The organism is Streptomyces sp. NPDC052910 (assembly GCF_055585605.1).
Map to the genome: position 1 here is coordinate 254,161 of NZ_JBVJJR010000005.1, position 21,890 is coordinate 276,050.

Below are 21,890 nucleotides of genomic sequence, written 5' to 3' on the forward strand. Positions count from 1 at the left end.
TACGAGTCGGGCTGGCGTTGCAGGCTGACGAAGGACGTGCGGGTCGGGCCGGCGTTTCGGGCCGGCGGTCGGGCTACGAAGGACGTACAGGTCGGACTATGGCAGGTGGGTCTGACAACGGGGCCGGACCTGCCGCCGGTTGTGGCGCAGTTCGTCGAGCGTGGCCGCGGAGCCGGGCAGTTCGGAGCGGGCCGGGGTCATCAGGCCGTCCAGGAACAACTGGAGGTGCCGGTGGACGAACCGGTCGAAGTCCAGGCAGCCCTTGCCCGGCAGCGGTCTGGTCAACTGGGTGAGGGCCACCATGAGGTCGCCCACGTCGATGTCGGCACGCAACTGCCCTGCCTCGCGGGCGGCGGCCATGAGCTCCCGGAGGTTCCGGTCGAGCCGGTCGCGCGCCTCGACGAGATCCGGATGATCGCGATCCACATCGGAGTCGAGCAACGGGCAGAGCGCGCCCACCCGTTCGTCTGCCGCGGCGTGAACAAACCGCCTCAGCGCACGGAAAGCATCGGGCTCCTCGGCTCGTGCTGTCTCGGCCCGGTCCGCGATGCGGTCCATCACCGAGAGGGTGACATGGTGGATCAACTCGCGGCGGTCCGCGAAGTGACGGTACAGCGTCGCATTGCCGACCCCGACACGTCGAGCGATTTTGTCGAAGGAGAACTCGGCCCCGTGCTCGACCAGTACCTCGCGGGCGGCGGCGATGATGCGCTCCCGATTGCGCTGGGCGTCGGCGCGCAACCGCGGCTGGGGTGTGGTCACGACGAGTCTCCCTTCTCTTCTCTCCGCTCGACCCTGGAACGATCAGGCCCCGCGGTCAAACGGGGAAGGACTCCCCGTTTGTGCGGGGACGAGAGCTAAAACGGGGAGAGACTCCCCGGATATTTCCCCTCCGCGACATTCTTCGACGTGGCCTGCGTCACGTTTGAAGCGACCCGCATCCCCCGCTTGCCGTAGCCCCGAGGGCGCACGGACGTACGACGGCCCAAGGTGTTAGTCACCCGGCAGGAGGTGACAGGCATGAGAACCCTGGCCATCCCCGTGGTGGCGGTCACGCTGGTCGCCCTCACCGCACCGGTGGCGGACCGCGCGGGCGCCCACGAGTCGGCGGCGGCGTCCGTCGCACCCGCCGGACCGGACCCCACCGGCCGTCCCCCGTCCGGCCCCTGCGCCCTGCACTCGGGCACCCGCTCGGTCTCGGAGAGCGCCCGCACACCACGCGGCTACGCCCGCTCCCGGGGGACCGTACGGGCGATCACCCTCTTCATCGACTTCCCCGACGCCCCGGGCAAGGGCAGTCCGCGCAAGCGGTACGCCGAGTTCTTCCCCGCCGTCCCCGACTTCTACCGGGCCAGCTCCTACGGGCGCCTCGACTACCGCTCCACACCCCTGCTGCGCTGGATCCGCATGGCACGCCCGTACGCCGCGTACGGCATCCGGCGCGGCACGCCGTTCGACACCCGGAGCGACAGCGGCTACCACGCGCTCGCCAAGGAGATCGTCGCCGCCATCGACGGCAGCGTGGACCTGCGCCGCTACGACCTCGTCAACGTCCTGGCCAGCCCGGACGCCGGCCCGCCGGCCACCGAGGACGTCCGCTCCGTGACCTTCGCCGGAGCCCCGACCGGCCTGCGCACCCGCCACGGCGCCACCCTGAAGAACATCTCGTTCATATGGAGCCGCCAGACGGGCGACAGCCCGTACCGCGTCCTGGTCCACGAGAACGCCCACAGTTTCGGCCTCCCCGACCTGTACGCCACCGGGCACGGCAACCGCGTCGTCTCGCCGGTCGGCCACTGGGACCCGATGGACGAGGACTGGGGACCGGCCAACGACTTCCTCGCCTGGCACAAGTGGAAGCTGGGCTGGCTCGCCCCTCGGCAGGTGCGCTGCGTCACCGTCGCGGGCAGCCACACCTACACCCTCACCCCCACCTCCGCCCCCGGCGGCACCAAGCTGATCGTCGTCCCCGTCTCCCGCCACCGCGCCCTCACCCTGGAAGCCCGCACCCGCGGCCCCCTCGACCACGCCGTCTGCCGCCCGGGCATCCTCGTCACCACCGTCACCACCGACCACCCCTCGGGCACCGGCCCCGTCCGCGCCATCGACGCCACCCCCCACGGCCGCGGCTGCTACACCACAGATCCCAACGTCACGGCAAGCCTGAGCGACGCCCCCTACCCGGCCGGAGGCCACGGCACCATCGACGGCGTCACCATCGACGTCCTCGGCCCGGACGCGCGAGGCAACTGGCGGGTCAAGGTCACGCGTTCACGGCGGTGAGGTCTTGGGGGGTGGCCGGGATGGCCGGGGCGGTGGAGGGGTTCGGCGGGGAGAGGCCGCGGCGGCCGGCGTGACGGCAGTAACGTGGCGGGCGGAGGCGGTGGGGAGTGCCGTCTGTGACGGGTGTGAGAGGGGGCCGGGGGTGTTGGACGGCGGGCTGGTGTGCGGGCAGGGGCGGGTGCGGGTTCCGGTGGGTGCGGATGCCGCGCGGTGGGTGACGCGCGGGCGGGTGAAGCGGGTGCTGTTCGTCGTCCACAACGTCACGTCCGCCACGCGCCTGCTCGACGTCAAGCCGTTGTTCGACGGGGACTTGCGGGTGCAGATGGCCGTGACGTGCACCGGGTCGTCGCCTTTTCTCGCGGGGGTGCCGGAGCTGCTGGCAGGGACGGGACTGCCGGTACTGCCGTGGGAACAGGCGAAGGAAGAGGCGCGGGCCTTCGACGTGGTGATCTCGGCCAGTTATGGGGGTGAACTGGAGGTTTTCGAGGGGAAGTTGGTCGTCCTCTCGCACGGGGTTGGATACAATAAGAGGCTGGCCGCACCGGGAGCCGGGAGCCGGGAGCCGGGAGCCGGGAGCCGGGAGCCGGGAGCCGGGAGCCGGGAGCCGGGAGCCTCGGGTGTGGGCCGTGGTGCTTGGCGGGGCGACGGCGCGGTGGGTCCGCAGCGCAGCGGCGGCCTCGCGGAGGGGAACGGGCGGGCCGGCGGTGTGGAAGTCCTCGCCGGGTCTCCGGCCGCACGCGGCGTCGGCCCGACTCCCCGCGTGCGACCGGCGCCGGTCTTCGGGCTCGGCCCGGAGTGGCTGCTCCACCAGGGACGCCCGCTGGCGACGGCGACCGTCCTCTCCCACCCCGAGCAGCTAAGACGCCTGCGCGCCGCCTGCCCGGAGGCGGCTCCCACGGCCGTACTCGCGGGCGACCCCTGTTTCGACCGCATCCTCGAAGCGCTCCCCCAGCGCGACCGCTTCCGCCGTGCGTTCGGCGTCACCGCCGGTCAGCGGCTCGTCGTCCTCAACTCCACCTGGGCGCCCCGCTCTCTCTTCGGGGACGGCGGATCCGACGGCCGAGCAGAGGACGGTCGAGCGGAGGGCAACGGCCGAGCAGAGGACGGTCGAGCGGAGCGCAAGGGCCGAGCCGACGACGGCGCCGGCGACCGGCTGTCCTGGCTGCTGTCCCGGCTGACCTCCGAGCTACCCGCCGACGAGTACCGGACGGTCGCCGTCCTGCACCCCAACATCTGGTACGGACACGGCCCAGGCCAGGTGGACGCCTGGCTGAAGCGGGCCCGGCAGGCGGGGCTGACGCCGGTGGACCCGCTGGAGGACTGGCGGCAGGCCCTGATCGCCGCCGACTGCGTGATCGGCGACCACGGCAGCGTCACCTACTACGCGGCGGCCATAGGCCGGCCCGTGCTCCTCGGCTCCTTCCCGGAGGCCGACCTCGACCCCGGTTCACCCGTCGCCGCGCTCGGCCGGACCGCGCCGCGCCTGCGCGAGTCGGACGACCTGCGGCAACGGATAGCCTCGGTGATCGAGTCCCACGATCCGCACGTCTACGCCGAGTTGGGGAAGCTGACGAGTTCGGCGCCCGGCCGCTCGGCGGCGCTGCTGCGGAACGTCCTCTACCGGATCATGGGCCTCCCCGAGCCGTCCGCGCGCCCCGCGCTCCTGGACCGGTTGCGCCTCCCCGCCCACCGGCCCGCCGTACGGACCGCTCCCGTCCGCGTCCTCACCCGGGTGCTGAGCACCGAACCGCCCGAGGTCGCCGTCGCCCGCTACACCGATCCCGCGTACGAGCCCGAGGACCCCGACGCGGACGCCGTCCACACAGCGGTCCACGAGGACACGCCCGACGCGTCCCACCTGGACACCGCCGACGTCATCCTCCGCACCGGCGCCCCCGACGACCCGCGGCTCGGCCCGCCTGCCGCCTGGGCCGCCGAGGTCGCCGGATCGCACCCGCACTGCGGGCTCGCCGCGTACCTCACCGGCCCCGACCAGGGAACCGTCCGCACCCGGTCCGGCTACCTGCTGCGTCTGACCGCCGCCCCGGGCACCGACGGCCGGCCGGACCTCTGCGATCCGGCCGCCTACGCGTCGGCCCTGTACGCCTGGCTGAACGACGGCCACGGCATTCCGGCCGAGCTGACGGTCGTCACGGGTGCGGTACGGCACCGGGTCTCCGTCGAACGCGTCTGAGGAGCCACACGCTGGTCGCCCGGCCGTCATAGCCGTAATACCTGACACGTAAGACCTGACACCTGTCGACGCCGCCGGGCCTCGGAGTACCCGTGGCACCGGCGGGCATCGGAATACCCGTGGCCCCGGCGAGCATCGGAGTACCCGTGGCCCCGACGGACGTCGGAACACCCGTGGCACCCACACACGGCGAAGTACCGGCGGCGCCGGCCCGCGGCGTCGCCCCGCGGCGCCGGAGCACCCGTCGGCACCGACGCGCGGCCGAAGTACCGGGGCCCCGGACGAGCCGCCCTCACCCCACGGCCCCTCCGTCACCGTCCTCCAGCCGCGCCCGTACGCGCGCCAGCCCGGCCGCGTCGCCGCCCCGCTCGTACAGGCGCTCCGCCCGGCGCAGGAAGTCGGTCCGTCGCTCGGCGTCCTCGGCGCAGCGGGCGCGCAGCTCGGCGGCGTCCGCCTGCTGGAGTTCGGCGCCTTCGCGGTCCATGACGGCGAGGGCCCGGTCGAGGCAGAGACGGGCGGCGGCGGGGTCGCCGTCGGCGAGATGGGTCTCGCCGAGGCTCATGTAGACGCGGCCCTCGTTGTAGGGGTCGGGGACGGGCAGGGCCCGGAACATGGCCAGGGCCGTGTGCAGCGTGCGGACGGCCTCCGCGTGCCGGCCGGCGCCGCGCAGGGCGCGGCCGATGTGGTCCTCGAGCAGGGCCAGCCCACGGGGAACGTCCGCCGCGCCGTCCTCTTCCGGCCCGATGCGTCGCAGCAGCCCCTGGGCCGTCGTGAAGCAGTCCTGTGCCTCCTGCCACCGCCATTGCCGCAGGCGCAGCAGCCCCAGGGATTCGACGGCGGTGGCCTGACCGCGGAGGTGACCGGCGGCCCGGTCGGCGTCGGCCGCCTCGAGCAGCGCCGTCTCGGCCTCGTCCCACCGGCCCCGGCCCAGGTGGGCGAAGGCGAGCTGGGCGAGCATGCGCCCCACGGCCCGCGCGTCGCCGAACTCCTCGGCGCGGCGGCGGGCGGCGGCCACACCGCGCCGGTGGGTGTCGACCCACTGGTCGTGGAAACCGAGCCGCAGGTGCAGCCCCCAGGCGGCCTCGCACAGTTGCCAGACGAGGTCGTCGTAGCCGAAGGCCTCGGCGGCCCGGACGGCCGCGGCGAGATTCTCGCGCTCGCGGCGCAGCTCGGCGAGGGCGGCCCGGCCGTCGTCGGGAGCGCGGTCGGCGGGCAGCCTCAGGTCGGCGTAGGCGGGGCCCAGCCGCCAGCGGCCGGGCAGCACCCGGAAGTCGGCCGCGGCGGCGTACCCCAGGTACCAGACGACCGCGCGCCGGACGGCGGCGGCGATCTCGGCGGGTCCGTCCTCGGCGCGGGCCCGCCGCTCGGCGTCGGCGCGGACGAGGTCGTGGAAGCGGTACCGCTCCTCTCCGACCTCGTGCAGGAGGTGGACGCCGGCCAGTTCCTCGAGCAGGACGCGGGCCGCGCCCTCGGTGGTGTTCGCCACCCGCGCGGCGGCGGCCACGCCGGTCTCCGGCCAGGGCCAGGCGCCCAACAGGCGGTAGAGCCGGGCCGCTTCGGGGCTCAGCTCGCGGTAGGTCACATCGTGGGTGCGGCGGACGGCGTCCGTCCCGTTCCGGTCGTCCATACCCTCCGAGTTCCCCGTGGAACCGGCGAGCCGCCGTTCCACCGTCTCCCAAGTGAGGTGTGCGCGAGCGGCGACCAGCGCGCCCGTCTCGCAGAGCGCCAGGGGCACCCTCCCGCAGCGCCGCGCGACCGCCGCCATGCGCGCCGCGTCGTGCGCCCCGGCGCGTCCGCCGCCTGCCACCCGTTCCAGCAGCAGGACGGCGTCGGCCTCCGGCAGCGGGTCCAGGGTAAGGAAACGCGCCCCCGGATCACCGGCGAGACCGCCCAGCCGGTACCGGCTGGTGACGATCACCAGCGAGCCGGGGGCGGCCGGGATCAGCGGTCTGACCTGGGCCTCGCTGGTCGCGTCGTCGAGAAGGACGAGCATCCGGCGCCCGGCGGTGAGGTCCCGGTAGAGGTTCTCCTGCCGCCGGGGGTCAGCCGGAATCCGGTCGGCCGGAACGCCCAGATCCCCCAGCAGCACGGCCAGCGCCTCCCCGGGCCGGACGGCGTCCCGCGCCGCGGGACCACCCAGCCGTACGAACAACTGCCCGTCCGGAAAACGGTCCTTGAGCCGGTGACCGCAGTGCACCGCGGTGGCGGTCTTCCCGATCCCGCCCTGCCCGTTGAGCACGGCGACGCAGGCCGCCGGCCCGTCCGCAACGGCACCGTCCAGCAACTCACCGAGCGCGAGGACCACCGGCTCGCGGTCGGTGAACACCCCGCTGGCGGGCGGCAGCACCCACGGCACATGCCGGCTCGCGGCCCCGGGCCGCGGCGCTCCGGTCTCCCGCACCCAGGCGAGCAGCTCCCGGGCGAAGTCCGGATGAGCCCGAGCGCGAGCACTCAGCGCCTCGGCGACGCGCCGCACATCGTCAAGACTGACGGGCGGCCCACCCGCGTCCGCGCCACTCACATTCCCCTCGGGCCCTCCCCTGCCAGGACTTCCGTTCCGGTTCCCCCCGGCCCCCACCCCACCAGGGCTTCCGCTCCCACCCTCGTCCTCCCCACCCCGCCGCTCCCGCCTTCGCAACCGCGCCAGCCCCTCGGCGGCGCGACGCCCCATTTCCCCCGCGGCCCCGCCCAACGCCCCTGACGCGGCCGTCTCCACGGCCCCGAGCACGGCCTCCACACTGATCGGATCCACAGCCCCTCCCCGACTCGACCTGGGGCAACACGCTATCGGTGCGCTCACCACCCCCACACGCCTTCCACACACCCCGCAGGCCCCCACCACCTTCGCCCCACCCTCCCCGCCGCCCCCGGAACCCGGTAGGCTAGCCCCGGACCCACCGACTGGACCGACCCGCCACCCCCACCGGCGGTCCCCGGTCCTCCCCGGTACCGTCCCCCCGCCTCCGTAGCTCAGGGGATAGAGCACCGCTCTCCTAAAGCGGGTGTCGGCAGTTCGAATCTGCCCGGGGGCACCGCGCGAAGGGGCACCCAGGAATGTTTCCGGGTGCCCCTTCGGCGTGTGTGCGGGCACATCGGCGGCGTCTCCGTCGTGGACGCCGCGAGGCCTCGCCGGACCGGTGGGGAACGAGACGGCCGGCCTCCCTCCCGCTCGGCGGGTCCGTGCGGGAGCGGGAGTGCCGGGGCGGTCGTTCTTGTATGTCCTGGTTCGTACGTCTCGGTCATACGTCCCGGCGGGTGTAGGCCACGCCGCCGGCGATGGCGAGGCATGCTGTGAATCCGCAGAAGATCACGAGCCCCAGGCCGGGGGAGACGCCGCTGCCGAGCAGGGCTTGGGTGAACGCCGCGTCTTCGTCGCCGCCTTGTCCGCGTACGCAGTACAGGGCGGCTCGTGCGCCCGCGAAGGGGAGGTGGTCGGAGATGCCGGCGAGCCCCGGGATCTTGCTCAGGAGGATGCCCGTGAGGCGTTCCAGGATCAGGGGCCAGAGCAGCAGGAACACGATCACCGGGACGCGACGCCGGAGGAGGGCGGTGAGGCCTGCGGCGATCGCGGGCCAGCAGAACATGACGGCAGCGAAGACGGTGAGTGGAGTGGCCAGTCCGGTCCAGTCGGGCTGGGGCCTGCCGCGGGCCGCGAGGAGGGTGCTGCCGATGAGCGCGCTGAGCAGCGAGGCCCCCAGCGACGCGGTCACGGCTGTGGCCGAGGTGACCGTGATCTTCGCGGTGTAGGCGGTGCGCCGGGAGGAGAGCGTGAGGAAGGTGGTGCGGGCCGCTCGGTGGGTGTACTCGGTGGAGATGGCCGTCGTACCGAGGATGAAGAGGAGCAGCCCGGACATCGGGGCCTGTGAGGCGAGCGGAGAAAACTGGAGGACGTCCGCCAGGGCGGAGAGGGAATAGTCGCTGAGCCCGATGTCGATTCCGTTTCCGACGCCGATGAGGCCGACGAGAGCGGAGAGGATCCACGGGGAGCGAAGCGACCACAGCCGCTTCCACTCGTAGCGGAGCGCTCGCCGGAAACACGAGGCGTGCGGGCCGGAGGGCCAGGGCGGGAGAAGGGTTGGCGTTGTCACCGGGCTTTGAACTCCTCTTCGGCGACCGACAGGTAGAAGTCCTCGACCGACGCGGCCTCCTCGCCCAGCCAGTACAGGGGAACACCCAGACGTGCCGCGAGGTGTCCCACCTCGCGCCGGTCGACGGCGATGACGCGGGCGCGTGTGGCGTCCACACGTTCCACACTCGCGCCGTTCTCGGTCAGGGCAGCCGTCAGTCGGTCCATTTCCGGGCTCTCGACCACAGCGTGCCGCCCGACCCGGGCGGCGATTTCCGATGCCGTGGCCTGGGCGACAAGGCGCCCCCGCGCCATGACAAGAACCCTGTCGGCCATCTGCTCTATTTCGCCGAGGAGATGGCTTGAGAGCAGGACCGTGCCCCCCTCTTCGGCGAAAGTCCGCAGGGTGCCGCGCAGCCAGGCGATGGAATGCGGATCCAGGCCGTTGAACGGTTCGTCGAGAATCAGGATGCGGGGATTGCCCAGCAGGGCCTGGGCCAGGCCCGCCCGTTGGGCCATACCGAGGGACAACTGCCCCAGTCGGTGGCCGGCCGCTTTCTCCAGGCCCACGCGCGTCAGCACGTCCACGACGTTCCGCCGGGGAACGTCCAGTCCGTACGCCACCATGGCGAGGTGGTCGCGGAGCAGGTGGCGGGGGTGACCGAACGTGCCGCCGAGTACGGCACCCACTATTTCCCCGGGACGGTGCCAGTCGGAGAGCGGGCGTCCGAAGAACACGGTCGTGCCCTCACCGCGGGCGAGTCCGAGAATGAGCCGGAGGGCTGTGGTCTTACCGGCGCCGTTCGCTCCCAGCAAGCCGGTCACCGAGCCCGCGGGGACGGAAAAGGACACCCCGTCGACCACTGCTTTTCTCTTGTAGGACTTGCCGAGGCCGGTGACCTCGAGCGGTGCGTGCGGGGGGCGGTGCGGTTCGGGCAAAGCAGCAGTGCCTTTCGACGGGCATGTACCGGAGCGAGCGGACCGGTCGGTGGCCGGTCCGCTCGCTTGACGGGTCACCGGTCCGCCGGCGTCATGTCCATCCGAGGAGCGTCCACAGGAACAGCCCCATGGCGGTGTGGACGGCAACCGGTATCACAGCGCCATTCCAGGGCTTGCGCCGTCTCGTCGCGCACCACGCGAGAGCGATGACGGGGCCCGCCCAGCCCAGCGCGTAGAGAACCACGGTGATGCCGTCGAACGCGTCCAGCAGCTCCGCTGTGCGCCCGAATCTGGACAGCAGACACAGACAGGAGAAGACGAGTGCCGAACTCCAGAGGTTCGCCTCCGGCGACTTCCTTCTGACGGTGGTGGGCTCAGTGCGGTGCATCACGGTGAAGGCTTCAGCCTGCCAACTGGCGGACGACCCAGTCGATCACGTCCGCACCGCTCGCGGTGAACGCTATGCGCACGGGGTGGTACCAAGGCAGGCCCTTAAACCAGTTGTTGAACGCCTTGGTCCCGTTCTTGGCAGCGGACTTGGCCGAGTTGAAGAACTTGGGTCCCTGCTTCTTGATGAGGTTGAGCAGAGCCTTACCGGCGCTGCCGGCCGCGCTGCTCCGCACTCCCTGCGAAGTCGCCCCGTCCGCGACGGCCCGCACCGAGGCGCGGCCCTCGTCCCCGAGTTCGGCGACGAACTCGGGGGACGTGAGCAACTGGCGGGCCTGGGCCGCGCTGAGCTGTGCCGGCAGGCCCGAAACGGACAGGGCGGTGGGAACACGGCGCGCCTCGGCGGCGTGAGCGGCGGGCGCCGCCACACCGAAGGCCAGGGCCGCCATGGCCGCGGCCGCGGAAACGCGCAGGGTCTTGTGGTTCACGTAAAATCGCTCCTTGTGGAAAGGGCATCCGCGTCCTGACGTGGCTCGCCAAAACCTGTTGAGGCGCGGACGCCCGACCGCGCGAGAGGGCAGTGATCCGGATTCCGGATCACTGCCCTCTCGTTGTATAACGAACGGACTCTCGGGAATATATCTTGATCAACATCTGACTGGTCAAGGGTTGACTTTTGGTCAACTGGTCCCTTAAGGAAGCGCGCGGCCGGGCTCCCCTCGTTCGGGTGAGGGGTTCGGCAGGGGTGGCCTGTGCTGGGGCGTCAACCTGGTGAGGTGGGGTGGCGAGCCGGGCACGAGGCGAGGTGGGGGCACGGCAGGGTGATCGGTTTCGGGGACTCTGTCGGGAGGGCGGGCGCTTGGGCGGGGATGGTGGTCGACGGTGGCTGAGTCGGCGGGGGTTGCTGCGGGCGGCTCTCCTGGGGGTCGGGGGCGGGATCGGAGCCGCGGTCGGGGTGGGCGGCAGTGGGGCGTGGGGTCAAGAGCGATTGCCCGGACGGCTGGTGGGGCGGGACTTCACCGTGGTGCCGACGAGTGAGCGGAAGGTTTCCCTGACGTTTGACTGCGGGAGCGGGGATGAGGGTGTGGACGCGGTGTTGGGAACCTTGGGGGAGTACGAGGTGCCTGCCACGTTCTTCATGACCGGGAGGTTTGCCTCGGCGCATACCGCCGCCGCGCGGCGGATCGCCCGGATTCACCCGGTGGGCAATCACTCGATGACCCATCCGGCGTTCCCCGGACTGACCCGAGAGCAGCGGAGGGAGGAGGTGCGGTCGGCCGCGCACGCCGTGGAGCGGGCGGTCGGGCGGCCTCCGGTACGGCTGTTCCGGTTCCCTTACGGGGAGGTGGACCGTGAGTGCGTCGCCGATGTGAACGCCCTGGGGTACACCTGCGTCCGCTGGACCGTCGACACGTTGGGGTGGAAGGGCGCCGCCGGCGGTGCCGGCACGGGGAGCGTCGTCGCTCGCGTGCTGAGCGCCCTGGTCCCCGGCGCCATCGTTCTGATGCACGTGGGCCGGACCAGCTCGGCCGATCCGTCGACCGTGGACGCCACCGCGCTGCCCGCGCTCATCAGCGCGATCAGTGCCCGCGGGTACGGGTTCATGTCACTCGAAAAGCTGCTTGCTTCCGGCCCCGGGACGAGCGTGGGCCGGTAGCGTCGTCAGGGCACGATTTCGTCGAGGACGATTTCGTCGAGGACGCGGAGAAATCGTCCGGAATCCGACCAAGCGTCAGGACACACCCAACACTTCCGCCACCCCTGTCCCGACCCGTACCCTGACGGCCGTCCTCCAGTTGCAGCTCGCCTCCCGGGAACCGCCTGATGATGCCGATAACGGAGGCCGTGTCCCTGGGTCTGGTCGCGGGCACGGCCACCGCCGCTGTGATCGCCGCACCGCTGCTGGTCCGCGCCCGGCGCGTGACGGCGCGGTTGCGCGAGGAGCTGGCGGCCGCCACGGAGTACGGGTCCCGGCTGGGCGACCGGCAGCGCGCCTGGCGGGAGGAGCTTGAGCATCTGACCGACGTCCGGTTGCCCGCGGCGCTGGAAGGCGCGCCGGACGCCGACGTTCCGGGACCGCTGTACGCCGTGCCCGAAGGCGACCCGGAGGCCGCCGCGCTCGCCGCCCGGCACGAGGAACTGCTGAAACGGACGGCGGAGGCCGTCCGGGCGTTGAGGGACCGTACGGAGTCCGGACGCGCCGCGTTCCTGGTCATGGCGGACCGCATCCAGGTGATGGCCCTCGCCCAGCAGCAGGGTCTCGACGTGCTGGAACAGAGTGCCGAGGACCCGGTGCTGATGGCCGGTCTGATGCGCGCCGACCACGCGGCGGCGCAACTGGCGCGGCAGGCGCAGACGATGAAGGTGCTGTGCGGCGCGTGGCCCGGGCGGCAGTGGCCGGAGGCGGTGTCACTGCTGGACGTGGTGCGCGGCGCGCAGTCGCGGATCCTCGAGTACCAGCGGGTCCGCGTCCAGGGCGCGCGGGACGCCGCCGTCGAACCGCGCGCGGTCGAAGCGCTGATCCACGCGGTCGCCGAGCTGCTCGACAACGCCACGCGGTACTCGCCCCCGACCGTGACCGTGCTGGTCGGCATCCGGCCGGTGCACAGCGGCGCCGTGATCGAGATCGACGACGGCGGACTGGGCATGACCGAACAGGACCTCGCCGAGGCCGAGCTGCGCCTCGGTGGCGAGTCGGCGGCGCAGGGCCGCGGGCTGGGCGCGAAGCCGCAGCTCGGCCTGGCCGCCGTGGGCCTCCTCGCGCGGCGGTACGGCTTCTCGGTGAAGCTGGACTCGCCCTCGGCGTACGGAGGCGTCCGCGCCGTCGTCCTCGTCCCGTCCGCCCTGCTGACCCAGGGACCGACGGCCCCCGCCACCCCCGCGCCCCCGCGCGCGCCGGGGCTGCGGGAACAGGCCGAACGGGAACGGGCCGAACGGCAGCGGGCCCGGCGGCGGTCGTACGGACACGCGTCGGCGGCGGGGGCGGCTCCGACGGATGGAGCCGTCGGGGCCGGTGGCGTACCGGGGTTCCCTGGTACGCCAAGGGGCGCCGTCCCGGCCGGCGACGTGCCGGGTGAGCAGCACGCCCGGCCGGTCGACGAGCTTCCGCAGCAGGTACGTGCCGAGCCGGCGGAGCACCCGGGCGGCACTCGGACCCGGGACGGTCAGGGCGGGCACGGCGGTCAGGGCGGGCACGGCGGGCACGGGGCCGGCGGTTCGGGAACCACCGGCACCGTCACCCCCGGCGGTCTCCCCCGCCGGCGCAGCCGCCGGGCTGCGGACCGGGCGTCGGCGGCCGTCCCACCCCCGGTGAGCCCGTCGGCAACGGCCACGCCGCGTCCGCACCCCATACGGTCACCGCAGCAGGCCGCCGCCTTCATGAGCAGCCTGCAGGCCGGGACCCGGCTCGGTCGCGAGGAGGCGGCGGCAACCGCCGCGACGTCCGAAGCGGAAGCAGCCTCGACGTCGCACGCGACCGCGGAAGCACCTGCGGAAGTGCCCGTGGAAGCGCCCGCGCGGGCCGGAACCGGCCGGGAAGCGGAGGCGGCAGCGGGCCTCCTGACGGCACAGGCCACAATGGCAGCGGAGGCCGAGGGTCCGGTCGGTCCGTCAGATGCCTGTGCAGCAGCGGAAGCAGGGGACTCTGCCGTACGGGCGGCGGGCTCAGCCGAGCACTCGGGCTCCGCCGTCCCGGCGGATGCCGACGGATCGGCGGTCGCCGGCGGTGCCGCCTCGGCCTTCGGCGGCCGGTCGGACTACGACGGCTCGTCGGACCACGTCGACCCGTCGGAGTCCGTCCGAACGACGGGCCCGGCGGACGCGGCAGACGCGGCGGACGCGGCGGACGCGGCAGACGCGGCAGACGCTGCGGTCGCCGAGGAAGCAGCGGAAACGGCAGCACCGGCGCGGCCCTGTGAGCCGAACGACAGCGAAAGGGAATCGCGTTGAGTACGAACGGGAATCTGGAGTGGCTGCTCGCCGACATCCTGCGGGTGCCCGCGGTGCGGCACGCGCTCGTGGTGTCCCGCGACGGGTTGCGGCTGGCCGGCTCGCCCGACATATCCACCGACGACGCCGACCGTCTGTCGGCGATCTGCTCCGGCCTGCTCTCGCTCGGCCACGAGGCCGCGGCGCAACTGGCGGGCGACGGGAGCACGCCGCGCCAGGTGATGGTGGAGTTCGACGGCGGTTTCCTGTTCCTGGTGGCCGCCGGGCCGGGTGCCTCGCTGGCCGTGGCCACCGCGGCGGACGTGGACGCCGGGCTGGTCGCGCGGGAGATGCAGCACATGGTGGTGCGCATAGGGCAGCACCTCAGCAGCCCGCCCCGCGCCCGCACCGCCACTCCGTGAGCGGCCCGACGGGCGCGGGGCCGGTACGCCCCTACGTGATCACCGGCGGCCGGGTCGCCCCCTCCCGCGACACCCTCGCGCTGGAGACCCTGGTGGTGGCCGCCGGAAGCGCCGGAGCCGGTGGCGACGACGGAGGCACAGGGGACACCGGAACCATGGGGGGCACGGGGATCACCGGGCTCACGGGGCTCACGGGAGACACGCGAGCCACCGGGACCGCCGTGTTCCCCGGGGAACACGCACCCGACCTGAGCCCGGAGTGCGCCGAAATCCTGGACCTGTGCGTCCGGTTGCTGTCCGTGGCGGAGGTCGCCGCCCATCTGCGCCAGCCGGTCGCGGTGATCAAAGTGCTGCTCGCCGACCTGCTCGACGCCGGCCTGGTCGTCGCCCGTCCCCCGGTCACGGCCGCCGACCGGCACGATCCCGCCCTGCTGAAAGAGGTACTCGATGGACTCCGCCAACTCTGACGGCGGTCGCTACCTTCCCCCCACCGTGCGCACGTCCGTGAAGATCGTGATCGCCGGCCCGCTGGGCGTCGGCAAGACGACCCTCATCGGCTCGCTCAGCGAGATCCCGCCACTGCGCACCGAGGAGACCATGACGCAGGCGGGGCAGGGCGTGGACGACGTGCTGCCCGGCAAGGCCACCACCACCGTGGCCATGGACTTCGGGCGGATCACCCTCAACCGGCGGCGTGTCCTCTACCTCTTCGGCACCCCCGGCCAGCCCCGCTTCTTCCCGCTGTGGCGGCATCTGACGCACGGTGCGCTGGGCGCGCTCGCGCTGATCGACACGCGCCGGCTGGAGGCCAGCTTCGACGTCCTCGGGCATCTCGAGGACCTGGGCGTCCCGTTCGCCGTCGCCGCCAACGCGTTCCCGGACGCGCCGGTGTACCCGGCGGAGGAGCTGCGGGAGGCACTGGACCTGCTGCCGGACACCCCGGTGATGCTCTGCGACGCCCGCGACCGGACGTCGAGCGCGCGGGCGCTGGTCACGCTCGTCGACCACCTCTACACGGCCGCCGCCGCGTCGCTGGAGGCACCGGCGTCATGACCGAACCGATACCGGACCCGCCGGGCGCCTCAAAGGGCGGCTCGCACACCCCGCCATACCGGCCGGACACTTCGGCGGACAGCACGCACACCTCGCCGCACCTGCCCGGCACCCCGACAGACTGCCCGCACGCCTCGCCATACCCACCGGGCGCATCGACGGACGGCACGCACACCCCGCCATACCCACCCGGCACTTCCACGAACAGCCCGCGCATCCCGGCGCACCTGCCTGACGTCTCACCGCGCGCCCCGCACACCCCCATCCCATCGCACCTACCTCATGCCGCAGGGACCCCGGCGCCCCCGAAAAGCCCACGGCACCCCGCGTCCCGGCAAGGCTCGGCCTACCCCGCGCCCCCGGCCTACCCCCCGGCCACCGTCCCGCCCCCGCCCCCGCCCCCGCCCCCGTCCTCCACCCACCGGACGTCTCCCGCCGTCCCGGCTCCCCCGCCCGGCTGCCCGGCCCACCGGACGGCGGCCGGGGACGCGGGGGTTCCGTCGGCGTCCTCCCGGCAGGCGGTGGCATCGCCTTCCCCCGCCGCCGCCCTCTACGGCGAGGTGCTCACCGGCGACACCCACGCCCTCTATCAGCGCCTCCGTCGCGAGCACGGTCCCGTCGTCCCCGTGGAGCTGGAGCCGGGCGTTCCGGCCTGGCTGGTCGTCGGCTACCGGGAGCTGCTGGAGGTCACCCGGAACGAGGAGTGTTTCTCCCATGACTCGCGCCGCTGGCGGGCGTTGCGCGAGGGGCTGGTCCGCCCCGACTCGCCGCTGTTGCCGATGATGGGCTACCGGCCGACCGTGTTGTTCGCCGACGGCCCCGAGCACCGCAGGCTCTACCGGGCCGTGAACGACGGCTTCGCCCGTCTCGACCAGCACCGGCTGCGCCGCAGCATCGCCCAGCTCTCGAACATGCTGCTCGACGCGATCGCCCCGCGCGGCGAGGCCGATCTCCTGACCGAGTACGCGCAGCAACTGCCGCTGTGGGCCGCTTCCCGCATGCTCGGTCTCCCCGACGAGGTCGCGCCCGAACTGATCACCGCTGTGCGCGGAATGGTGGACAGCGGCCCGGAGGCGACCGCCGCCAACCGGGCGCTCCAGGGAATCCTCGGCGACCTGGTACGCCGGAAGCTCGCCGAGCCGGGCGACGATCTCACGTCCTGGCTGCTCGGGCACCCCGAGAAGCTGTCGCCCGAGGAGGTCCTGCACCACCTGGCCGTCATCATCGTCGCGGGCAACGGGCCCGCCGCCAACTGGACGGCGGCGACGGTACGGCTGCTGCTCACCGACACCCGCTTCCGCACCCATGTCACCGGTGGCCGGCTCACCGTGGACGCGGCGCTGGACGAGGTGCTGTGGCGGGACGCGCCCGTGCAGAACTTCCCGGGCCGTTACGCCACCCGTGACCTGCGCTTCGGCGGTCAGGACGTGCGCGAGGGAGACGCGCTGCTGCTCGGGATCGCCGCCGCCAACCACGACCCCGCCGTGCTGCCGCCGGACGGGCAGATCGTCCCGGGCAACCGCTCCCATCTGGCGTTCGGCGCGGGCCCGCACACGTGCCCGGCCCGCGACCAAGCCCGGGTGATCGCGCACACCGCCGTCGACACCCTCGTCCACCGCCTGCCCGACATCCGGCTCGCCGTGCCCGCCGGGGAGCTGGCCTACCGGCCGTCCCCCTGGGCCCGCGCCCTGACCGCCCTGCCGGTGCGATTCACCCCCGTCCCTCACTCCTCCCACAGCGCATCCCTCCCCCGCAGCACCTCGATTCCATAGAGCGTCCGCACCGCCCACCCCCATCCCGACCCCCATCCGTCCCGCACCGCATCGCCGCCGCTGGAGGCCCGTCATGGAGCCCGTCATGGACACCCGCACCGACGCACCGCTCTTCCGCCTGGACGTGACCGGAGCCGACCTCCACGGGGAGATCCGGCGGCTGCGTGACACCGGGCCCGTCGTCCGCGTCGAGCTCCCGGACGGGATACCCGCCTGGGTGGTCACCCGGCACCGGCTCCTGCGCGACCTGCTCACCGACCCGCGCGTCGCCAAGGACCCGGCCAACTGGCCGCTTCTCAAGGACGGTTCGGTACCGGAGGGCTGGCCGCTGATCAACTTCGTGGCCCCGGCGGGGATGGTCACCGCCGACGGGGGCGACCACCGGCGGCTGCGCACCCTGGTCACGCAGGCGTTCACGCCCCGGCGCATCGCCGGGATGCGCGCGCCCGTCGAGGCCACCGTCCGGGAACTGCTGGACCGGCTCGCCGCGCAGCCGCCCGGCCCGGTGGACGTACGGGCGCTGTTCGCCTACCCGCTGGCCATGCGGACGATCGGCGTCCTGCTCGGTGTCCCGGAGGAGCGGTACGACGAGTTCCGGGCTCTCTCCGCCAGCGTGACCAGCAGCGCCACCGGGCCCGACGAGGTGGTCGTGACCCGCCGCCGGCTGCTCGCCCTGCTCGCCGCGCTGGTGGCCGAGAAGCGGGCGACGCCCGGCGAGGACATCGTCAGCGACCTGATCGCCGCCCGGGAGGACGCCGACCGGCTCTCCGAGGAGGAACTGATCGGCACCCTCCTTCTCATGCTCGTCGCGGGCCACGGCACCACCCTCAACCTCGTCACCAACGCGGTACGCGCCCTGCTCACCCACCCCGAGCAGCTCGCCCGTGTCCGTTCCGGCGAGACGCCCTGGTCGTCGGTGGTCGAGGAGACCCTGCGCTGGGACTCGCCCGTCGGCCACTTCCCGATGCGCTACGCCAAGGAGGACATCCCCCTGGAAGGGACGGTCATCCGGCGCGGCGACGCGATCCTCGCCTCCTACGTGGCGGCGGGCCGGGATCCGGAGCAGTACGGGCCGACGGCGGACGACTTCGACACCGGGCGCGAGAACAAGCGCCATCTCACCTTCGGGCACGGCGCCCACTTCTGCGTCGGCGCCGCCCTGGCCCGGTTGCAGGCGGAGGTCGCCCTTCCGGCCCTCTTCGACCGCTTCCCCGGCCTCTCCCCCGCCACCGCGCCGGAGGAGCTGCCTCCGCTCCCCTCGTTCGTCAGCAACAGCGTCCGCACGCTGCCGGTGCTGCTCGGCTGACGCCGACGGGCCGACGGCGGGGGCGCCCGCCCCACGGCCCGTCACCCATGACATTCGTCCTGCCCGATCCCCCACACCCGGCCCTGCCGCCGGACCTCCCCGCTCCGCGAAGCTGTGGTCAGCACCCCGGGACCACCCCGAGACCAGCCCAGGAGCAGCCCACATGTCGCAGGCAACGGCCCAGACCGCCACCGCCACCCCCACAGCGCCGGCGCGCGAGGAGCACCCGCTCCTCACCGCGTTCAAGCCGCTCCTGCTGGACGTGGCCGTGCCGCTGGGCAGCTACTACCTGCTGCACGCGGGCCTCGGGCTCGGTCTCGTCCTCTCCCTGGCCCTCAGCAGCGTGGTGCCCGCCGTCCGCACCGTCGTCAGTGTGGTGCGCGAGCGCACGGTGAACGGGCTGGCCGGCGTGATGCTGCTCGTCAACCTCCTGTCCATGGCCCTGAGCTTCGCCACCGGCGACGTCCGCCTGATGATCGCCAAGGACTCCGTCATCAGCAGCTTCATCGGTGGCGCCATCCTCTGGTCCGCCCTCCGGGGCACGCCCCTGATGACCGCCGGCCTCAAGCCCATGCTGGTCAAGGGCAGTTCGGCGAAGGCCGCCGCGTGGGAGCGCCTGGCGTCGGGGAACGCCCGCTTCCGGGGTCTGGAGCGGCGGTACAGCGCCGTCTGGGGCGTCTCCCTGCTCACCGAGTGCGTGGCCCGCGTGATCGGCGCCTACACGCTCCCCGTCGACGTGATGGCCTCGTGGGGCTCCACGGCGATGCTTCTGGGTGCCATCGTGGCGGGCATGGTGGTGGGCGGCGCGGTGGGCGTGGGCCCGATGGAGAAGCTGCTGGACGAGGAGGCGGCCGCGTCGGAGACCGGTGCGGCGACGGCGTAACCTCCCATCCCCGGCCATCCGAGGACCCGCGTCCTGCCCAAGGCGCGGTCCTCCCGCGTGTCCGGCCTGGAGGCCGGACCGCTTCGGGTCGTACCGGGCGTCACCCGCCGTCAACGCACCGTTGACGAACATCCGACCAGGCGTCAACTTCCACGTGCACGGCTATCCATGAGTGCCGAGCGGCGATACGCCCGGTGCGACCGGCGGGCGGAGGCCCGCCGTCAGCCCGGTCCCGCGCGACTAGAGTTGACGGGTCACCGCTGGTCATGGAGCCAGTACGTATCGCGGTACCGGGACGGATCGGTCTCGGGGGGAGGGCTGAATCCGCCATGACTCGTCGCTCCAACGGGCTGATAGGCATCTGGGCCGAGGCCCAGCGCGCGCAGAACCGGCAGCAGGAGCTCCGGCACCGGGCGGAGGTTCAGGAGCAGCGGGAGCGGGAGCGGGCGCAGCGGGCGGCCCAGCGGGAGGCCGCTCGGCTGGACCGGGAGCGGAGGGCGGCCTACCGGCAGGCGCGCGAGGCGGAGGCGCGGCGGCGGACGGAGGAGCTGGAGGCGCGGGTCGCGGAGCTGGAGGGGCTGCTGCGCACGGGGTGTGCGGCGCCGGCGTTCTCGGCGGCGCGGCTGACGGAGCCGGAGGCGCTGGAGCCCTTCAACCCGGGCCACCTGGGGGTGCCGACGCCGTTGCCCGACCCGGCGCGGTACGGGTTCGGGCGGCGGTCGCAGTACGAGCGCGACCTGCGGGCGGCCCAGGAGGCGGAGGCGCTGCGGCAGCGGCAGCTCGCCGGCTACCGGCAACAGTACGACCAGTGGGCGGCGGCCCGGCTGACGCAGGTCCGGCAGCACAACGCGGGCGTCGCGGAGCTGGTGGCGGCGCTGCGGGCCGGGGACCCGGACGCGGTGGTGGACTACTTCTCGGCGGCACTGTACGCGTCGTCCGCCTGGCCGGAGGAGTTCCCGCACCAGGTGTCCGCCGCCTACGACCCGGGGGCGCGGCAGCTCGTCCTGGAGTGGGAGCTGCCGGGGTTCGACGTGGTGCCCGAGGTGAAGTCGGTGCGCTACATGCCGACCGCCGACCAGGAGAAGGAGACGGCCCGCCCGGTGACCCAGCGCCGCGCGCTCTACCGGGACGTGGTGGCGCAGTGCGTACTGCTGGCGGTGCGGGAGCTGTTCGCCGCGGACGAGTTCGGGGCGCTGGAGTCCGTCGTCCTCAACGGTTTCGTCGACGACCACGATCCGGTGACGGGCCGGCGGGCGCGGCTGGTGCTGGCGGCGGTCACGGTGGACCGGGCGGCGTTCGGACGGCTGCACCTGGAGCAGGTGAGCGCGCCGGACTGCCTGGTGGACGGGCTGGGCGGCCGGCTGTCGGCGCGGCCCGACCAGCGCACGGCCGTCCGGGCCGAGCGGACGCCCGACGAGGTCGGCCGGGGCGTGGTGTCGCACGGTGGCGGGGACGACGGCGACCCGGACCTGTTCGAGATGGACCCGGTGGAGTTCGAGGCGCTGGTCGCGGAGCTGTTCCGGGCGCGCGGGATGCGGGCGGTGATGACGACCCGGTCGAACGACGGCGGGGTGGACGTCGAGGCGCTGGACCCCGACCCGATCAGCGGCGGCCGGATCATCGTCCAGGTGAAGCGGTACCGGAAGACGGTGCCCCCGACGGCCGTCCGGGATCTGTTCGGGACGGTGCAGGGGGCGGGGGCCAACAAGGGCGTCCTGGTGACGACGTCCCGCTTCGGCCCGGGCTCGTACGCGTTCGCGAACGGCAAGCCGCTGACGCTGGTGAACGGCGAGGAGCTGGTGGCGCTGCTGGCGCAGCACGGGCTGCGGGGGCGGCTGGGCCCGGCGGACGGGGCGGCCCCCGACGGCGGCGGGGCGTCCCGCACCCGTCCGGCGGCTCCCGGCCCCGAGGGCTCCCCCGAGCCCGCCGACCACAACGTGCTGGGCATGTCCTGGTCCGGTGGCGTCGCCCTGGACGTCTGCGCCCTGGTCTGCCGCGGCTCCCGCGTCCTCAGCGACGACCACTTCGTCTTCTACAACAATCCCCGCACGCCCGACGGCACCGTGCGGTCGGTCGAGCCGCTGCCCGGGGACAAGGCGGCACTGCGGGTGGCATTCGACGCGCTGCCCGAGCCGGCGGACCGGCTGGTGCTGGCGGCGGCCATAGACCCCGAGGTCAACCCCGACGCGGACCTCTCCCGCTTCACCGACGCCCGGATACGGCTCGCGGACGCGGCGGGAGCGGAGCTCGGGCAGTTGGAGGTCTCGGACGGCCGGCCGGGCGAGACGGCGCTGGTGCTGGGTTCGTTCCGGAAGCGGTCCGGCGGGAACTGGGACTTCGTGGTGGGGGGCAAGGGGTATCCGGGGGGCCTGGAGGCTCTGGTGCAGGAGTACGGGATAGAGGTCGCGTAGGGCGGGCGGGGCGGCATAGGACGGGCGGGGCGGCGGGAGCGCCCTCTGGGACGGGGTGACGGGAGCGCCTGGCAGGGCGGCGCGACGGGAGCACCTGACGGGACGGGGCGGCGGGGGCACCGGACAGGGCGGGATGGCGGGGGCACCTGACAGTGCGGCTCGGCGAGAGCGCCTGTCGGGACGCGGTGACGGGAGCACCTGCCAAGGCGAGGTGACGGGAGCGCCCGAGGGGATGCAGGTGGTCGGA

General features: G+C 73.4%; 17 protein-coding genes and 1 tRNA gene. 12 read left to right on the forward strand and 6 right to left on the reverse strand.

The genetic code is table 11. From position 1 onward, the window contains the following. Positions 1-96 precede the first annotated feature (96 nt). The gene (locus ACZ6X9_RS20285) at positions 97-762 is read right to left on the reverse strand and encodes a TetR/AcrR family transcriptional regulator (RefSeq protein ID WP_469779384.1); all 666 of its coding nucleotides are present in this window, start codon (positions 760-762) and stop codon (positions 97-99) included. A 258-nt stretch (positions 763-1,020) separates the two neighbouring features. Here ACZ6X9_RS20285 and ACZ6X9_RS20290 point away from each other — a divergent pair, with 258 nt between their 5' ends. Together ACZ6X9_RS20290 and ACZ6X9_RS20295 are read left to right on the forward strand one after the other, a co-directional pair. Further along, positions 1,021-2,283 carry a M6 family metalloprotease domain-containing protein gene (locus tag ACZ6X9_RS20290; RefSeq protein WP_469779385.1) on the forward strand — a complete coding sequence of 421 codons (1,263 nt, stop codon included), beginning with the start codon at positions 1,021-1,023 and terminating at the stop codon, positions 2,281-2,283. A 142-nt stretch (positions 2,284-2,425) separates the two neighbouring features. Then, positions 2,426-4,477, forward strand: coding sequence for a hypothetical protein (locus ACZ6X9_RS20295; protein ID WP_469779386.1), 2,052 nt, complete (start codon positions 2,426-2,428; stop codon positions 4,475-4,477). A 292-nt stretch (positions 4,478-4,769) separates the two neighbouring features. Here ACZ6X9_RS20295 and ACZ6X9_RS20300 read toward each other — a convergent pair whose 3' ends face one another. Then, entirely contained in the window at positions 4,770-6,953 is a 2,184-nt protein-coding gene (locus ACZ6X9_RS20300) for a tetratricopeptide repeat protein (protein ID WP_469779387.1), read from the reverse strand. Positions 6,954-7,436: 483 nt separating this feature from the next. Between ACZ6X9_RS20300 and ACZ6X9_RS20305 the strand changes: the two genes are divergently transcribed. Beyond that, a tRNA-Arg gene (locus ACZ6X9_RS20305) sits at positions 7,437-7,509 on the forward strand. 207 nt (positions 7,510-7,716) lie between these two features. Here ACZ6X9_RS20305 and ACZ6X9_RS20310 read toward each other — a convergent pair. The 4 genes from ACZ6X9_RS20310 to ACZ6X9_RS20325 form a co-directional block, all read right to left on the reverse strand. After that, the gene (locus tag ACZ6X9_RS20310) at positions 7,717-8,565 is read right to left on the reverse strand and encodes a hypothetical protein (RefSeq protein WP_469779388.1); all 849 of its coding nucleotides are present in this window, start codon (positions 8,563-8,565) and stop codon (positions 7,717-7,719) included. Further along, a complete protein-coding gene (locus ACZ6X9_RS20315; protein WP_469779389.1) occupies positions 8,562-9,482 on the reverse strand; it encodes an ABC transporter ATP-binding protein in 921 nt (306 codons plus the stop codon). The genes ACZ6X9_RS20310 and ACZ6X9_RS20315 overlap by 4 nt, the downstream gene beginning before the upstream one ends. Positions 9,483-9,573: 91 nt before the next feature. Beyond that, entirely contained in the window at positions 9,574-9,870 is a 297-nt protein-coding gene (locus ACZ6X9_RS20320; protein WP_469779390.1) for a hypothetical protein, read from the reverse strand. Between the two features lie 13 nt (positions 9,871-9,883). Next, positions 9,884-10,357 carry a hypothetical protein gene (locus ACZ6X9_RS20325; protein ID WP_469779391.1) on the reverse strand — a complete coding sequence of 158 codons (474 nt, stop codon included), beginning with the start codon at positions 10,355-10,357 and terminating at the stop codon, positions 9,884-9,886. A 536-nt stretch (positions 10,358-10,893) separates the two neighbouring features. Between ACZ6X9_RS20325 and ACZ6X9_RS20330 the strand changes: the two genes are divergently transcribed. From ACZ6X9_RS20330 to ACZ6X9_RS20370, 9 genes are all read left to right on the forward strand, one after another. Beyond that, positions 10,894-11,526: a polysaccharide deacetylase family protein gene (locus ACZ6X9_RS20330; protein WP_469779630.1), complete on the forward strand. Its 633-nt coding sequence runs from the start codon at positions 10,894-10,896 to the stop codon at positions 11,524-11,526. 167 nt (positions 11,527-11,693) lie between these two features. Beyond that, the gene (locus ACZ6X9_RS20335) at positions 11,694-13,817 is read left to right on the forward strand and encodes an ATP-binding protein (RefSeq protein WP_469779392.1); all 2,124 of its coding nucleotides are present in this window, start codon (positions 11,694-11,696) and stop codon (positions 13,815-13,817) included. Next, on the forward strand, positions 13,814-14,218 hold the full coding sequence (locus tag ACZ6X9_RS20340; protein ID WP_398272643.1) for a roadblock/LC7 domain-containing protein: 405 nt from the start codon (positions 13,814-13,816) through the stop codon (positions 14,216-14,218). The genes ACZ6X9_RS20335 and ACZ6X9_RS20340 overlap by 4 nt, the downstream gene beginning before the upstream one ends. After that, positions 14,215-14,685: a DUF742 domain-containing protein gene (locus ACZ6X9_RS20345; RefSeq protein WP_469779393.1), complete on the forward strand. Its 471-nt coding sequence runs from the start codon at positions 14,215-14,217 to the stop codon at positions 14,683-14,685. The genes ACZ6X9_RS20340 and ACZ6X9_RS20345 overlap by 4 nt, the downstream gene beginning before the upstream one ends. Continuing rightward, the gene (locus tag ACZ6X9_RS20350) at positions 14,666-15,271 is read left to right on the forward strand and encodes a GTP-binding protein (protein WP_469779394.1); all 606 of its coding nucleotides are present in this window, start codon (positions 14,666-14,668) and stop codon (positions 15,269-15,271) included. Before ACZ6X9_RS20345 ends, ACZ6X9_RS20350 begins: the two co-directional genes overlap by 20 nt. A 521-nt stretch (positions 15,272-15,792) precedes the next feature. Then, positions 15,793-17,043 carry a cytochrome P450 gene (locus ACZ6X9_RS20355; protein WP_469779395.1) on the forward strand — a complete coding sequence of 417 codons (1,251 nt, stop codon included), beginning with the start codon at positions 15,793-15,795 and terminating at the stop codon, positions 17,041-17,043. Positions 17,044-17,128: 85 nt separating this feature from the next. Next, positions 17,129-18,349, forward strand: a complete 1,221-nt coding sequence (locus ACZ6X9_RS20360; protein WP_469779396.1) for a cytochrome P450 family protein — start codon at positions 17,129-17,131, stop codon at positions 18,347-18,349. A 163-nt stretch (positions 18,350-18,512) separates the two neighbouring features. Continuing rightward, entirely contained in the window at positions 18,513-19,232 is a 720-nt protein-coding gene (locus tag ACZ6X9_RS20365; protein ID WP_469779397.1) for a VC0807 family protein, read from the forward strand. A gap of 329 nt (positions 19,233-19,561) precedes the next feature. Continuing rightward, positions 19,562-21,643: a restriction endonuclease gene (locus ACZ6X9_RS20370; protein WP_469779398.1), complete on the forward strand. Its 2,082-nt coding sequence runs from the start codon at positions 19,562-19,564 to the stop codon at positions 21,641-21,643. The last annotated feature ends 247 nt before the right edge of the window (positions 21,644-21,890 follow it).